The 14,892-nt window shown below is 34.5% G+C and carries 8 protein-coding genes; 6 read left to right on the top strand and 2 right to left on the bottom strand.

Annotation, left to right across the window (positions count from 1 at the left end; genetic code table 11):
• Positions 1–10: 10 nt before the first annotated feature.
• A complete protein-coding gene (locus tag J2Y38_RS05975; protein ID WP_309840538.1) occupies positions 11–1,618 on the bottom strand; it encodes a RagB/SusD family nutrient uptake outer membrane protein in 1,608 nt (535 codons plus the stop codon).
• Positions 1,619–1,654: 36 nt separating this feature from the next.
• Positions 1,655–4,630 carry a TonB-dependent receptor gene (locus J2Y38_RS05970; protein ID WP_309840536.1) on the bottom strand — a complete coding sequence of 992 codons (2,976 nt, stop codon included), beginning with the start codon at positions 4,628–4,630 and terminating at the stop codon, positions 1,655–1,657.
• Between the two features lie 235 nt (positions 4,631–4,865).
• Here J2Y38_RS05970 and J2Y38_RS05965 point away from each other — a divergent pair, with 235 nt between their 5' ends.
• The 6 genes from J2Y38_RS05965 (at position 4,866) to J2Y38_RS05940 (ending at position 14,769) form a co-directional block, all read left to right on the top strand.
• Positions 4,866–5,897, top strand: coding sequence for a LacI family DNA-binding transcriptional regulator (locus J2Y38_RS05965; RefSeq protein ID WP_053469995.1), 1,032 nt, complete (start codon positions 4,866–4,868; stop codon positions 5,895–5,897).
• 177 nt (positions 5,898–6,074) lie between these two features.
• Positions 6,075–7,592 (top strand): MFS transporter, encoded by a 1,518-nt coding sequence (locus J2Y38_RS05960; protein ID WP_309840534.1) that lies wholly within the window; start codon positions 6,075–6,077, stop codon positions 7,590–7,592.
• The gene (gene pgmB, locus J2Y38_RS05955; RefSeq protein WP_309840533.1) at positions 7,585–8,244 is read left to right on the top strand and encodes a beta-phosphoglucomutase; all 660 of its coding nucleotides are present in this window, start codon (positions 7,585–7,587) and stop codon (positions 8,242–8,244) included. The genes J2Y38_RS05960 and pgmB overlap by 8 nt, the downstream gene beginning before the upstream one ends.
• A 56-nt stretch (positions 8,245–8,300) precedes the next feature.
• A complete protein-coding gene (locus J2Y38_RS05950) occupies positions 8,301–10,604 on the top strand; it encodes a glycoside hydrolase family 65 protein (RefSeq protein ID WP_309840532.1) in 2,304 nt (767 codons plus the stop codon).
• A gap of 28 nt (positions 10,605–10,632) precedes the next feature.
• Positions 10,633–12,747 carry a glycoside hydrolase family 97 protein gene (locus J2Y38_RS05945; RefSeq protein ID WP_309840531.1) on the top strand — a complete coding sequence of 705 codons (2,115 nt, stop codon included), beginning with the start codon at positions 10,633–10,635 and terminating at the stop codon, positions 12,745–12,747.
• A 144-nt stretch (positions 12,748–12,891) separates the two neighbouring features.
• The gene (locus J2Y38_RS05940; RefSeq protein WP_309840530.1) at positions 12,892–14,769 is read left to right on the top strand and encodes a glycoside hydrolase family 13 protein; all 1,878 of its coding nucleotides are present in this window, start codon (positions 12,892–12,894) and stop codon (positions 14,767–14,769) included.
• Positions 14,770–14,892: the final 123 nt, after the last annotated feature.

Genomic DNA, 14,892 nt, shown 5'->3' with positions numbered 1-14,892 from the left:
ATAAGGTTAGTTAGTATCCTGGATTTTGTTTTAAAGTTGGGTTAGCTTGTATAACTCTAGAAGGAATTGGCATTAAATCTCTATAAGACTCGGTAGCAATTCCATTAACAGAACCGCCTTTCCATTGCCAGATTTTAGATCCGCCTGTGAATTTTCCAAAACGAATTAAATCGGTTCTTCTGTGACATTCCCAAAACAATTCTCTTCCTCTTTCATCCAAAATAAAATCAAGAGTTAATTGAGATGCATTAATATTTGCAGCATTCGCTCTTGTACGAAGTTGATTAATGTAACCAACTGCAGTTCCTGTATTTGCAGATGCAGCTCCTCTCACAGCAACCTCAGCATACATTAAATACACATCAGACAATCTGAACATTGGAAAATCTGTATCAGGAATGTCATTTCTTTGAGCTGCAGAACCATCAGATTTTTTATTAATGTATTTTGTTACAGCATAACCATCTGTAAAAGTTCCAACATTTTTAATATCTTTTGATTGTCCGTTTGTATAAAACGTTCCTCTTTTATCTCCAGTCGCACTTTCATCAGGGAAAAGATTTACAAACTCTCTACGGGTTCTGATTCCCTGCCATCCACCATCCATACCTCTTGAAGAAGCATCCATACTACCTCCGATAGAAGCATGAAGAATAAAACTCATTCCTCCACCAGTAGCTCTAATAGCATTACCATCACTGATTACTGGGAAAATAACCTCAGACTGAGCACCATTTACATCATTATCTGCAGAAAACAAATAACTATAAGGAACATTTGCAAATGTATATCCTGAATTATTGATGATATCAGCACATAATGTACCTGCTTCATTAAACTTATCAACTCCAGTATAAACTTTTGAATTTAAATAAATTTGAGCCAATAAAAATTTAGCCGCTGTTTTATCAATTCTTCCGTATTCATTTGCTTTAGAAGCAGCAAGACTATTATCTAAATCTTTTAATTCTGCCTCAACAAAAGCAAAAACTTCTGCTCTTGATTTTTGTACTGGGTAAAAGAATCCAACTGGATCAGCCTCTGTTGTAATTGGCACATTACCAAACAAATCCATTAAATTAACATAAGAAAAAGCTCTTAAAAAACGAGCCTCTGCTCTGAATGTTGCGATTTGCGTTTTTAGATTTGCATCAACACCTCTTGCTGTTAATTTTTCTTCCGTTGTTTGTCTTAAAAATTCGTTGGCAACACTGATTTCATAGAATGCTCTTGAATAAGTTCCTGCTAAAAATTCATTTGCCGGAGACCAAGTCTGAGAATTTAATGTAGGTAAAGTTCCATCAGCCCAGGCAATAATTGCTTCATCTGTTGTAAACTCCTGTGTTACGAAAAGCAAACGCAAGTAACTGCTAAAGTCTCCTCCAATTCCAGAAATATCTGGCTGACCATCACCATCATTACCTCCAACATACAAGCCTGCATATAATTTTGCTAAAACTTGTTTATATGATGCCGGATCCTGAAAGAATTGTTCTGATAAAAATTCATCATCATCTCCCGGAGTAACATCCAAGTCGCTCGTACATGAAGTAAGCGTCATATTCAATCCTAAAACAAGTAGGAAAAAATAAGATATATATTTAAATGATATTTTCATTTTGTGTGTTTTTAAAATTTGTTTTTCAATATTCTACTAGAAACTTGCATTTACTCCAAATAAGAAAGTTCTAGCTCTTGGATACACATTATTGTCAATTCCGTTAAATCTTTCAGGATCTAAACCATTATATTTCGTAAGTACAAAAACATTTTGAACTCCGGCTGTAAATCTTAAAGAAGCCGTTTTAATTAATGATTTGTCGAAAGTATACCCAAGCGTAATATTATCTAATTTGATAAAAGAGGCATCTTTTATGTAGTAGTTAGACAAATAACGTTGTGTACCATTATCTTCATATCTAAAACCTGTGTTTAGATAATCAGCACTAACATTAGATAAATCTGAATCTCTTCTTAAAGCTGCATCAGAATATCCTAAGTTAGAACTTACGTTATCAAAAATATAATTTCCTAAACTTGCTCTCCAGTTCATTGTAAAATCAAACTTTTTGTAGTTTAAAGTAGAGAACAAACCAAAAGTATAATCTGGTGCTGGTTTATGGAATCTATAACGATCTGCACTATCAATCTTTCCATCACCATTTCTATCTACATAAGCACCTGCGATTGGTTTTTTGTTTGCATCATATAATTGTTCGTATACTAAGAATGATCTTGGAGCATAACCTACAGAGTTAACTTGTATTTGATTTCCTGATCCACCTGCGATATTATCTCCTGTTAAATAACCTTGAAAACCAGGAACCGTTGTACCTAAGTTATCAATTTTTTGGTCAATATAAGTAGTATTAAAAGCAAGATTCCAAGTCAGGTTATCACTTTTAATAATGTCAGACTGAATATTAAACTCAATACCTTTAGTTCTTACACTACCAATATTATATGTTCCAGAGTTTCTAATATTTGCTCCGTCAGGCACTACTACATCAGCTAATAAATCACTAGATTTTTTATCAAAATAGTTTACTGTTCCTGTAATTCTGTCATTAAGGAATCCGAAATCAACACCTAAGTTCATCTCTGCCAATTCCTCCCATTTTATATTTTCGTTGTAACCTTCAGGTCTTGCAGTAGAATAAACCTGACCACCAAAAATATACTGTGTATTAATTGTTCCCAGCGTTACTCTTTTTAAGTAATCGTATGCCGCAAGAATATCTTGCTGTCCAGTTGTTCCATAACCAAATCTTAATTTAAGACTTGATAATGTTTGGTTATCTCTTAAGAAAGATTCTTCTGCAACATTCCATGCTAAAGCAACACCACCAAAATCGCCCCATCTGTATTTCTCAGAAAAACGAGAACTACCGTCTCTTCTATAATTTACAGTTACTAAATATCTACTATCATATCCTAAATTCACACGACCAAAATAAGACTGTAAATTAATATCAGGACTTGTATTAACATCTGTATTAGGATTTGGTTGTCTCAACTCTCCAGATTGATATCTTTCTCTTTGAAATAATTGATAGTTATAACCACCAGTAGCATCAATTTTAAATTTTCCTAAATCCTTAGTATAATTAAAGTAAGCATTTAAGTTTTTATTTTGAAGCATATCTGTATATTTAGAATAGTTTCCAAAATTTACATAATCAGGACCATTAAATGGTTTTGGCTGATATCCTAAAATACTTTCTGTACTTACTGTAGTATTTCCGTTACTATCAAATCTGTCGATACCAGCTTCAACAACTGCTCTTAAATCTTCGAAGAAATGGAATTTGTAGTCTAATCTAACATTACCCCATTTTCTTGTTGAAGTAGCTCTTCTTTGATCTTGATTTAATCTTGCCACAGGATTTCTTGCTGGTAATAACGGCACATTTCCGGTAGGCTCTAACCATTCAAAGTAACCTCCATAACGAGAACCTGCTTCATAAACTGGTTGTGTTGGATCATATCCTATTGCACTTCCAATTACAGCTCCTTCATCTTGAAATTGGTTTTTACCAAAAGATAAGTTTCCGTTAATGTCAATTTTTAAGTGATTATCAAATAAAACAGGATTTAACGATATCGATGTCGTAGTTCTTTCAAAAGAAGTGTTTCTTAGGATTCCAGGATTATCAACATTACCAACAGATAATCTAACAGGCAGTTTATTAAACAAAGCACCACTTACAGAGATATTGTTGTTTGTTGTTAAAGCAGTATGAAAAATTTCGTCCTGCCAATTTGTATTTGCTGTTCCAAGTAAAGATTTTTGAGCAGCAGAACCTTTTTCGTTAACTAACGCACGAAATTGATCAGCATCTAAGACATCAACTTGATTTGCAACTGTATTAATACCAACCTGAGAACTAAAATTAACTTTTACACCACCTTTTGCTCCTTTTTTAGTTGTAATAACGATTACACCACTTGCTGCACGAGATCCATAAATAGCCGCAGCAGATGCATCTTTTAATACTGTAAATGATTCAATATCATTAGGATCAATAGTAGATAAAATACTTGTAGCTCCACTTGGCACATCATTACTTAAAGGAAGTCCGTCTAAAACAATTAAAGGCTCATTTGAAGCACTTAAAGAAGATCCTCCACGAATTCTGATATCAGCTTTCGCTCCAGGAGCTCCGCCCCCCACTACGTTTACACCAGAGATACGACCGCTGATTAAACTTTCTGGAGTTACGTTAATACCTTTGTTAAATTCTTTAGCAGAAATTTGAGATACTGAACCTGTTGCGTCTTTTTTCTTAACAGTTCCATAACCTACTTGTACTACAACTTCTTTAAGTTGGTTCGTATCTTCTTCTAAAGAAACATTTAGAGTTTTTTGTCCGGCATAATCAATCGTTTGCGTTTTGTAACCAATAAAAGAAACTACAATTTTGTTTCCGCTTTTAACATTCGACAGCTGGTAATTACCATCAAATCCTGTTGATGCACCGCTTGGAGCACCTTGTACATTTACATTTACCCCTGGTATTGGCTGACCTGTTGCTTTATCGACAACAGTCCCGCTTAGAGTGTTTTGAGCTAACACTGTAAACGGCAACAATAGGAATAAAAATAACAACTTTTTGTAAATTGTTTTCATACTTTTTGTTTAAATTAGTTTGAGTTTGTGATTGTTAGTTAAGTTTTTAATTTTACTTCGAATTTCAAAATTATGAATTTATTAACACCGTCGACGAGAGGCATTTTTAATTGGTTTACGAAAACGTGGTAGTGTTGAAAACTTTCTATTTTTTGTAATCTTTTAAGTCAAAAATTGCCAATTATAAAAATTTCAGATACCTTTATTATTAATTAGATTTTTTTCAATTCACGCCATGAAACGCAAAATAACCTTAAAACAGATTGCAAAGGAACTCGACGTCTCTATTTCAACTGTCTCAAAATCACTCAGAAACAGCCTTGAAATTGGAGAAGAAACACGCTTAAAAGTGCAGGCTTTTGCAAAGTTTTACAACTATAAGCCCAACAATATTGCCCTTAGTTTAAAAAACCGAAAAACCAAAAGTATTGGTATTATCATTCCGGAAATTGTACATTATTTTTTCTCTACTGTAATCAACGGAATTGAGCAGGTTGCTAACGAAAATGGATACAGCGTTGTGATTTGTTTATCTGATGATTCTTTTGATAAAGAAGTCCTGAATATGGAAATGTTAGCCAACGGAAGTATCGATGGTTTTATCATGTCTCTTTCTAAAGAAACCCAGTTTAAAGGCGACTTTCACCACATTACCGAAGTTATCAATCAAGGAATGCCCGTTGTAATGTTCGACCGCGTGACCAACGATATTTTATGCGATAAAGTTATTATTGATGATAAAGCTGCAGCTTATGAAGCCGTTCAAAGTTTGATAGATAATGGCAGAAAAAAAATTGCTTTAGTAACTACAGTCGATTATGTTAGTGTTGGAAAATTGAGAACAGACGGTTACGAAAAAGCGCTTTTAGACAACGGAATCCCCTTCAACGAAGATTTAATCATAAAAATCGAAGACGTAGATACCTGCGAAATCACGATTAGTCAGCTTTTACATGACAGAGCTTTTGATGCTGTTTTTGCTGTAAATGAACTTTTTGCAGTAACAATTATCAAAACGGCATCTAAAATGGGATTAAAAGTTCCCGAAGATTTAGCCGTGATTGCTTTTACTGACGGGATTATCTCAAAATATTCAACGCCAAGTATCACAACCGTAAGTCAAAGTGGAGAAAAAATGGGAAATAAAGCGGCTAAAATGCTTATTGAAAGACTGGAAGCCGAGCATGATGATGACGAAGAAGAAAACGAAAACTACACAACAGAAGTTATAGAAACACATTTAATAAAAAGAGAATCTACTGACTAAAATTCTTAAAATCAACACTTTCTAAAGCCATAAAAAATATTTATGGCTTTTTTGTTAGCATATATCTAAAAATAATTTATACTTTTACGGCCGTCAAAGCTTTTACTTTTACTTCGAAAAAACAGTAAGTTTTGATAAGCAAAGCGCTTATCGTATAATTTTTCACAAATTACGATAATGGAAAAGCGTAAATTAAGTTTCTGGGAAATTTGGAACATGAGTTTCGGTTTCTTAGGAATACAGTTTGGTTTTGCACTGCAAAACGCAAATACTTCAAGAATTTTTGAAACCCTTGGTGCTAAAATAGATGACATCCCAATTTTGTGGATTGCTGCGCCTGTTTCAGGTTTAATAATTCAGCCCGTTATTGGTTATTTCAGTGACAGAACCTGGACGCGTTTAGGAAGACGTCGACCTTATTTTTTAATTGGAGCCATTTTATCTTCAATCGCATTATTCGTTATGCCAAACTCTCCTACTTTATGGATTGCGGCTGGAACTTTATGGATAATGGATGCTTCGATAAATGTTTCAATGGAACCTTTTCGTGCTTTTGTAGGCGATAATTTGCCTGACGAGCAACGAGCATTAGGTTTTGTCATGCAGAGTTTCTTTATTGGCACCGGAGCTGTTGTAGGTTCTATTTTACCTTATCTTTTCGCAAATTTATCTGATTTAAACAATGTTGCTCCTAAAGGAATTATTCCGGACACAGTAAAATGGTCGTTCTATATTGGTGGAATTATTTTTCTTCTTTCTGTTTTATGGACTGTTTTTAAAACAACCGAATATACTCCTGAAGAACTTCTAGCATTTGAAGCTAACAGCAAAAAAAACACAGAAGATATATCTAATTCTGAAACTGAATCAGGCGTTACGACTAAAAAACAATTCCTTTTAGGCGTTTTGTTTGCTGCCATCGGAGGATTAATTTCATTTTTAATTTTCGAAAACAGCCTTGCAAAAGAGTTATATATTTTATTTATTGGATTGATTTTTATGGGTGCTTTATTTGTAATTGCTTCACAATTACGAACTAAAAAAGTTCAGAATGGTTTTACCATAATTATGACCGATTTATTGAATATGCCAAGAACAATGCAAAAATTAGCCTGGGTTCAGTTTTTCTCTTGGTTTGCGCTTTTCTCCATGTGGATTTACACAACTCAAGCCGTTACCCAGCATATTTTTGGTACAACAGATACCACTTCAAAAGTATATAACGATGCTGCCGACTGGGTTTCTGTTTTATTTACGGTTTATAACGGAGTCGCTGCGGCCGTAGCTTTCTTATTACCGGTTATTGCAAAAAAAGTAGGCGTTAGAGCAACACATTTATTGGCCTTATGCGCTGGAGGTGTTGGTTTAATTTCGATTTATTTTATTGGTGATAAACAAATGCTGATCCTGCCAATGTTAGGAGTTGGTATTGCATGGGCAAGTATTTTATCAATGCCTTACGCTATGCTTTCCGGAGCTTTGCCTGCTGCAAAAATGGGTTATTACATGGGAGTTTTCAACTTTTTTGTCGTAATACCACAAATTGTAGCCGCTACAATCTTAGGATTTGTAATTAAACAATTCTTTCATAACGAACCTATTTACGCCTTAATAATTGGAGGTGTATCGATGATATTTGCCGGATTACTTACACTTAGAGTAAATAGCAGAACTAAAATTGAAATTCATGAATAATAAAAAAGCTTTCATCTTCGATCTTGATGGAGTGATCGTTGATACCGCTAAATACCACTTTTTAGCCTGGCAAAAAATTGCACAATCTCTAAACATAAATTTTACGCATGAAGACAACGAACTTTTAAAAGGCGTGAGCCGAGTTCGTTCGTTGGATATTATACTTGGATTAGGAAATGTTGAGGCTTCACAGGAAGACAAAGACAAATGGTTAATTCAAAAAAACGAAGATTATCTATCTTATTTAGTTGACATGGATGAAAACGAGATTCTTCCTGGTGTTTTTAAAACGCTGCAATTATTAAAAGATAAAAACCAAGGAATTGCATTAGGCTCAGCCAGTAAAAATGCAAGACCAATTCTAGAAAAAACAGGGATCATCTCTTACTTCGATGTTATTGTGGACGGAAATAACGTTACCAATGCAAAACCAGATCCTGAAGTTTTCTTAAAAGCGGCTCAATTATTAAATATTGATCCAAAAAATTCAATTGTATTTGAAGATTCTGTTGCCGGAATTCAGGCAGCAAATATTGCAGAAATGGTAAGTGTGGGAATTGGTGAGGAAACAATTTTGCATGAGGCTGATTTCATTTTTAAAGATTTCACTGTAATAGATGAAAACTTTATCGAATCATTAATCACAAAGTAAAATCAATCATAAATCAATCATAAATCAATCAATCACGAAAAACACTTTAAAAACAAATGAACCAAGATTATATAAAACCTGACAATTGGTCAATTATAGAAGAAGGATTTGATGCCGAGAGAGTAAAATCGTCTGAAAGTCTTTTTAGTATCGGGAACGGTGCTATGGGACAACGTGCCAATTTTGAAGAAACATATTCAGCAGAAACTTTTCAGGGAAGTTACATCGCTGGAATTTATTATCCGGACAAAACAAAAGTGGGCTGGTGGAAAAACGGATATCCGAAATATTTTGCCAAAGTACTTAATGCTCCAAACTGGATAGGAATTGACATTGAAATCAACGAAGAAAATCTTGATTTAAATAATTGTACCGAAGTTAGAAACTTCCGCAGAGAATTGAATATGAAAGAAGGATGGTACAATCGTTCTTTTGAAGCTGTTCTAAAAAACGGAACTGAAATTGCCGTTAACGTTCGTCGCTTTCTTTCGTTAGATTTAGACGAAGCGGGAATCATTAAATACGATATTACACCTTTAAATAAAGATGCAAAAATCGTTTACAAACCTTATATTGACGCAGGTGTAACCAATGAAGATGCCAACTGGGAAGAAAAATTTTGGGAACCGCTTGAAGTAAAAAAAGGAACAAACGAGGCTTTTGTAACTGCTCAAACGTTTAAAACGCATTTTAAAGTTACGACTTTCATGCACAATACGATTTTGGCAAATGGAGAAGATATTCATGTTTCGCCATCCACAATCGATTCAACAACAGATAAAGTTCAGTATACTTACGGAACTATTATTGCAAAAGGACAAACCTCATCAATCCAAAAAATTGGTGGATATACGGTTTCTTTAAACCACGAAAATACTTTGGCTGCAGCCGAAAAAGTAATAAAATCGGCAGTAAATTCAGGATATAATGCTTTGCTTCAAAATCAAATTGAAGCTTGGGCAAAAATCTGGGAAATGTCAGATATTACTATTGAAGGCGATGTAAAAGCACAGCAAGGAATTCGTTTCAACATCTTCCAATTAAATCAAACTTATTCAGGAAAAGATTCTCGTTTAAACATTGGCCCAAAAGGATTTACTGGAGAAAAATACGGCGGATCGACTTATTGGGATACTGAGGCTTATTGTATTCCTTTTTACATGGCGACAAAAGATCAGCAAGTTGCACGTAATTTATTGACATACCGTTACAACCAATTAGACAAAGCCATTGAAAATGCTAAAGATAATTTAGGTTTCAAAAACGGTGCTGCATTGTACCCAATGGTTACCATGAATGGTGAAGAATGTCACAATGAATGGGAAATCACACACGAAGAAATCCACCGAAATGGTGCGATTGCTTTTGCCATTTACAATTATTACCGTTACACTGGCGATTACTCTTATATACCAGAAAAAGGTTTAGAAGTTTTAATTGGTATCGCACGTTTCTGGCACCAAAGAGCATCTTTTTCAAAAGAGAAAAACCAATATGTAATTCTTGGAGTTACAGGGCCAAACGAATACGAAAACAATATCAACAATAATTTCTACACCAATTATATTGCAAAATGGTGTATTGATTTTGCGGCAGATCAAATCAATAAAGTGGCGTTGGAATATCCAGCAGATCACAAACGTGTTTTAGAAAAAGTAAACCTTTCTTCAAATGAAATTCACGAATGGAAAAAAGTAGCTAATGATATGTATTTCCCAACTTCGCAAGAGTTAGGAATCTATTTGCAGCAAGACGGTTTCTTAGACAAAGATTTAGTTCCGGTAAAAGATTTAGATCGTTCACAACGTCCGATAAACCAAAAATGGTCTTGGGATCGCGTTTTACGTTCACCTTATATTAAACAAGCTGATGTTTTACAATGTTTCTATTTCTTCGAAGATCATTTTTCAAGAGAAGAATTACAACGTAATTTCGAATTTTATGAATCATTTACCGTTCATGAAAGTTCACTTTCGCCTTGCGTACACTCAATTCAGGCTGCTGTTTTAGACAAAATGGATATGGCTTATACTTTCTACTTAAGAACTTCTCGTCTGGATTTGGACGATTATAATAAAGAAGTTGAAGAAGGCTGTCACATCACGTCAATGGCCGGAACATGGATGAGTATTGTAGAAGGTTTTGGCGGAATGAGAGTGAAAAATGATCAATTGCATTTCTCTCCAAAAATTCCAAAAGAATGGAAAGGTTATTCTTTTAAAATTAATTTCAGAAACCAAATTTTAAAAGTAGCTGTAAATCATAACGAAACAACATTTACTGTAGACGGCGATCAAGATTTAACAATTGTAGTTAACGGAAATCCTGTAATTGCAAGTAAATTTGTACAAATAAATTAAATTACAATACACTTAAAAACTAAAAAACATGAAAAACTTATTTTTCGCAAGTTTAATTTTGTTTGCGTTTAGCACCGTTGCAAAAGCACAGCAATTAAAATCACCCGAAGGCAAGTTCGTAATGGAATTTTCTCTTCAAAACGACGGAACTCCAACTTACAATTTAAAGTACAAAAACAAAGAAGTTGTAAAAACAAGTAAACTAGGTCTTGAACTTAAAGATGACAAAAAATCTTTATTGAATGACTTTACAGTTGTTGATACTAAAACTTCGACTTTTGATGAGACCTGGAAACCAGTTTGGGGAGAAGTTGACAACATTAGAAATCATTATAATGAATTGGCTGTCACTTTAAATCAAAAAGGAACAGACAGACAAATCGTAATTCGTTTCCGTTTATTTGATGACGGACTTGGATTTAGATATGAATTCCCGGCACAAAAGAATCTTACTTATTTTGTAATTAAAGAAGAAAGATCTCAATTTGCTATGACCGGAGATCACACAGCATTCTGGATTCCGGGAGATTATGATACTCAGGAATACGATTATACAAAATCGAAATTATCTGAAATTAGAGGTTTATCTGAAAAAGCATATACAGCAAACGTTTCTCAAAAATCTTTTTCACCAACAGGAGTTCAGACTTCTTTGATGTTAAAAACAAACGACGGAATCTATATCAACTTACACGAAGCGGCTTTGATCAACTATTCTTGTATGCACTTGAATTTAGATGATAAAAACTTAGTTTTCGAATCTTGGTTAACGCCAGATGCAAAAGGAGATAAAGGTTATATGCAGGCACCAAGTCATTCGCCTTGGAGAACGATTATGGTAAGTGATAATGCGACTGAAATCTTGTCTTCAAAAATGACATTAAACTTGAATGATCCATCAAAAATTGATGATACTTCTTGGATTAAACCAGTAAAATATGTTGGTGTTTGGTGGGAAATGATTACAGGAAAAAGCTCTTGGTCATACACAAACGATTTTCCAACAGTTCAATTAGGAGTTTCTGATTTCTCAAAAGCAAAACCAAGCGGAACGCACGGTGCAAACAATGCTAACGTAAAAAAATACATTGATTTTGCTGCTGCAAATGGTTTCGATGCTGTTTTAGTTGAAGGTTGGAACGAAGGCTGGGAAGACTGGTTTGGACATTCAAAAGATTATGTTTTTGATTTCGTAACGCCTTATCCGGATTTTGATGTAAAAGGTTTGCACGAATATGCAAAATCTAAAGGAATTAAAATCATCATGCACCACGAAACTTCAGGTTCTGTTCGTAATTACGAGCGCCATATGGACAAAGCGTACCAATTCATGAAAGACAACGGATATGATGCTGTAAAAAGCGGTTACGTTGGAGATATTTTACCTCGCGGTGAAAATCATTACGATCAATGGATTGTAAACCATTATCAATATGCAATCGAAAAAGCGGCAGATTATAAAATTATGGTAAACGCTCACGAAGCAGTTCGTCCAACGGGAATTTGCAGAACGTATCCTAACTTAATTGGAAATGAAGCAGCAAGAGGAACAGAATACCAAGCTTTTGGAGGTTCAAAACCAAATCACGTTACAGTATTGCCTTTTACACGTTTAATTGGTGGTCCAATGGATTACACTCCGGGAATCTTCGAAATGGATATCAGCAAAATGAATCCTGACAACAAATCACATGTAAACAGTACATTAGCAAATCAATTGGCTTTATACGTTACGATGTACAGCCCATTACAAATGGCAGCTGATACTCCGGATAACTACAACCGTTTTCCAGATGCATTCCAATTCATTAAAGATGTTGCTGTAGATTGGTCTGAAAGTAAATATATTGAAGCTGAACCAGGAGATTTTATTACAGTTGCACGTAAAGCAAAAGGAACAAACAACTGGTTCATTGGAAACGTAAACGGAGAAACTCCACGTACTTCAAACATCGATTTCAGTTTCCTTGAAAAAGGTAAAAAATATACAGCAACAATTTATGCTGATGCAAAAGATGCGCATTACAAAACTAATCCGCAGGCTTATACAATTAAGAAAATTGCTGTAACAAGCAAATCAAAATTATCGCAGTTATCTGCTCCAGGCGGAGGATATGCAATAAGCGTTATTGAAACCAAATAACACCCTGAAAAGACAAGTAATTCTCCCCAAAATTGCTTGTCTTTTTTTTAATTAACATCTTTTGTCACATCGAGCGAAGTCGAGATGCTGTGAAGGTTCTCGACTCCGCTCGAACTGACAATGAGAATAATTACATTTAAAGCTATGAATACCAAGAAAACATCTTTCAAAACAAACCATTCGATTTATAAAATAATTCTATTTGTTCTATTATTTTCTGCTTCCGCGAAAGCGCAAATCCAAAAAGTAGAACCACCATTTTGGTACGCAGGAATGAAAAATCCGGAACTGCAGATTATGTTCTACGGAAAAAATATTGCACAATACGAAGCTTCTGTTTCAAATAATGTGACAATTAAAAATGTAGAAAAAACAGAAAACCCAAATTACCTTTTCGTTACAATTGATACAGAAAACCTAAAAGCTTCTGAATTAGTTTTCTCTTTCAAGAACAACAATAAAGTTGCTTTCACGCAGAAATATTCGCTTAAAGAAAGAAGAGCAAATTCGGCTGACAGAAAAAGTTACGATGCCTCTGATTTGATTTACTTAATCATGCCGGATCGTTTTGCAAATGGAAATCCGAAAAACGATAGTAATGCTTCTTTAACTGAAAAAGGAAATCGTCAAGATCCAAGCGGACGTCACGGCGGCGATATCGAAGGAATCATCAAAAACTTAGATTATATTTCGTCTCTTGGTGCAACTACAATCTGGAGTACGCCTTTATGCGAAGACAACGACAAACAGCATTCGTATCATACTTACGGACAATCTGATGTTTATAAAATTGATCCACGTTACGGAACAAACGACGATTACGCACGTTTATCGGCAGAAATGCACAAAAAGAACCTAAAACTGGTTATGGATTATGTCACCAATCACTGGGGAATTACCCACTGGATGATGAAAGACATTCCAACCAAAACTTGGTTCAATCAATTCGAAACTTTCACACAAACACATCACCGTCGTGAAGTAATTACAGATATTCACGCTTCAAAAATAGATCAGGAAGTTTGTGTTGACGGCTGGTTTGTTCCTTCAATGCCGGACTTAAATTTAAGAAATCCTCTAGTAGCAAAATACTTAACTCAAAATGCCATTTGGTGGATTGAATTTGCCAATCTTGACGGATTTAGAGTTGATACTTATAATTACTCTGACCAAACTGCGATGGCAAATTGGGCAAAATCAATTACAAATGAATACCCTAATTTTAATATTGTGGGCGAAATCTGGATGCACAATCAGGCGAATTTAGCTTATTGGCAAAAAGACAGTAAAATTGGTGCTATCGAAAATTACAATTCAAACCTTCCAAGTGTAATGGATTTTACGCTTCAAAGCCAGATTACTTCTGCTTTTAGTGAAGATACACCAAACTGGGATAGTGGACTGATTAAATTCTACAACAATTTTGCAATGGATTTTTTATATCCAAACACCAATAATATTTTGGTTTTTGCCGAAAATCATGATACAGACCGTATGAACGATAAGTTCAAATATGATTTACCAAAATACAAACTAGCAATGACCTTATTGGCAACAATTCGCGGAATTCCACAGGTTTATTATGGTTCAGAAATTGGAATGGGCGGTGATAAAAGTAAAGGCGGAGATGCCGATATTCGTCAGGATTTCCCAGGCGGATGGGCTGGCGACAAAAACAACGCGTTCACAAAAGAAGGAAGAACAGCAGAACAAACGGCTTATTTTGATTTTACTTCAAAATTATTCACTTGGAGAAAATCAAATGAAGCGGTTCATTTCGGAAAAATGACACATTACATTCCTGAAAACAATACTTATGTTTATTTCAGATATACTGATGCTAAAACGGTAATGGTAGTTTTCAATAACAATGCAAAAGAGCAAGTTGTAAAAACAAATCGTTTTAAAGAAAACATCAAAAACTTTAAATCAGGAAAAGATGTTATCACAGGAAAAACATTTGATTTAGCTTCTGAAATTACTTTAGAACCAAAATCAGCTTTGGTCTTAGAATTGGAATAATTTTAAACACACAGTATATAATGTAGAGACGCACTGCAGTGCGTCTACGCAAAGGATTTTAGCCACAGATAATATGGATTAACACAGATTTTATTCGCCACGAATTTCCCGAATTTTCACTAA

Source organism: Flavobacterium sp. 2755 (genome assembly GCF_031455715.1).
Lineage (GTDB): Bacteria > Bacteroidota > Bacteroidia > Flavobacteriales > Flavobacteriaceae > Flavobacterium.
This window is presented reverse-complemented; position numbering and strand designations above follow the sequence as displayed.

Bases quoted from the DNA above. Each gene is read 5' to 3' on its own strand.
- J2Y38_RS05970 (WP_309840536.1), bottom strand. From the start codon at position 4,630: ATGAAAACAATTTACAAAAAGTTGTTATTTTTATTCCTATTGTTGCCG.
- J2Y38_RS05940 (WP_309840530.1), top strand. From the start codon at position 12,892: ATGAATACCAAGAAAACATCTTTCAAAACAAACCATTCGATTTATAAA.
- J2Y38_RS05945 (WP_309840531.1), top strand. From the start codon at position 10,633: ATGAAAAACTTATTTTTCGCAAGTTTAATTTTGTTTGCGTTTAGCACC.
- J2Y38_RS05960 (WP_309840534.1), top strand. From the start codon at position 6,075: ATGGAAAAGCGTAAATTAAGTTTCTGGGAAATTTGGAACATGAGTTTC.
- J2Y38_RS05965 (WP_053469995.1), top strand. From the start codon at position 4,866: ATGAAACGCAAAATAACCTTAAAACAGATTGCAAAGGAACTCGACGTC.
- J2Y38_RS05975 (WP_309840538.1), bottom strand. From the start codon at position 1,618: ATGAAAATATCATTTAAATATATATCTTATTTTTTCCTACTTGTTTTA.
- pgmB (WP_309840533.1), top strand. From the start codon at position 7,585: ATGAATAATAAAAAAGCTTTCATCTTCGATCTTGATGGAGTGATCGTT.
- J2Y38_RS05950 (WP_309840532.1), top strand. From the start codon at position 8,301: ATGAACCAAGATTATATAAAACCTGACAATTGGTCAATTATAGAAGAA.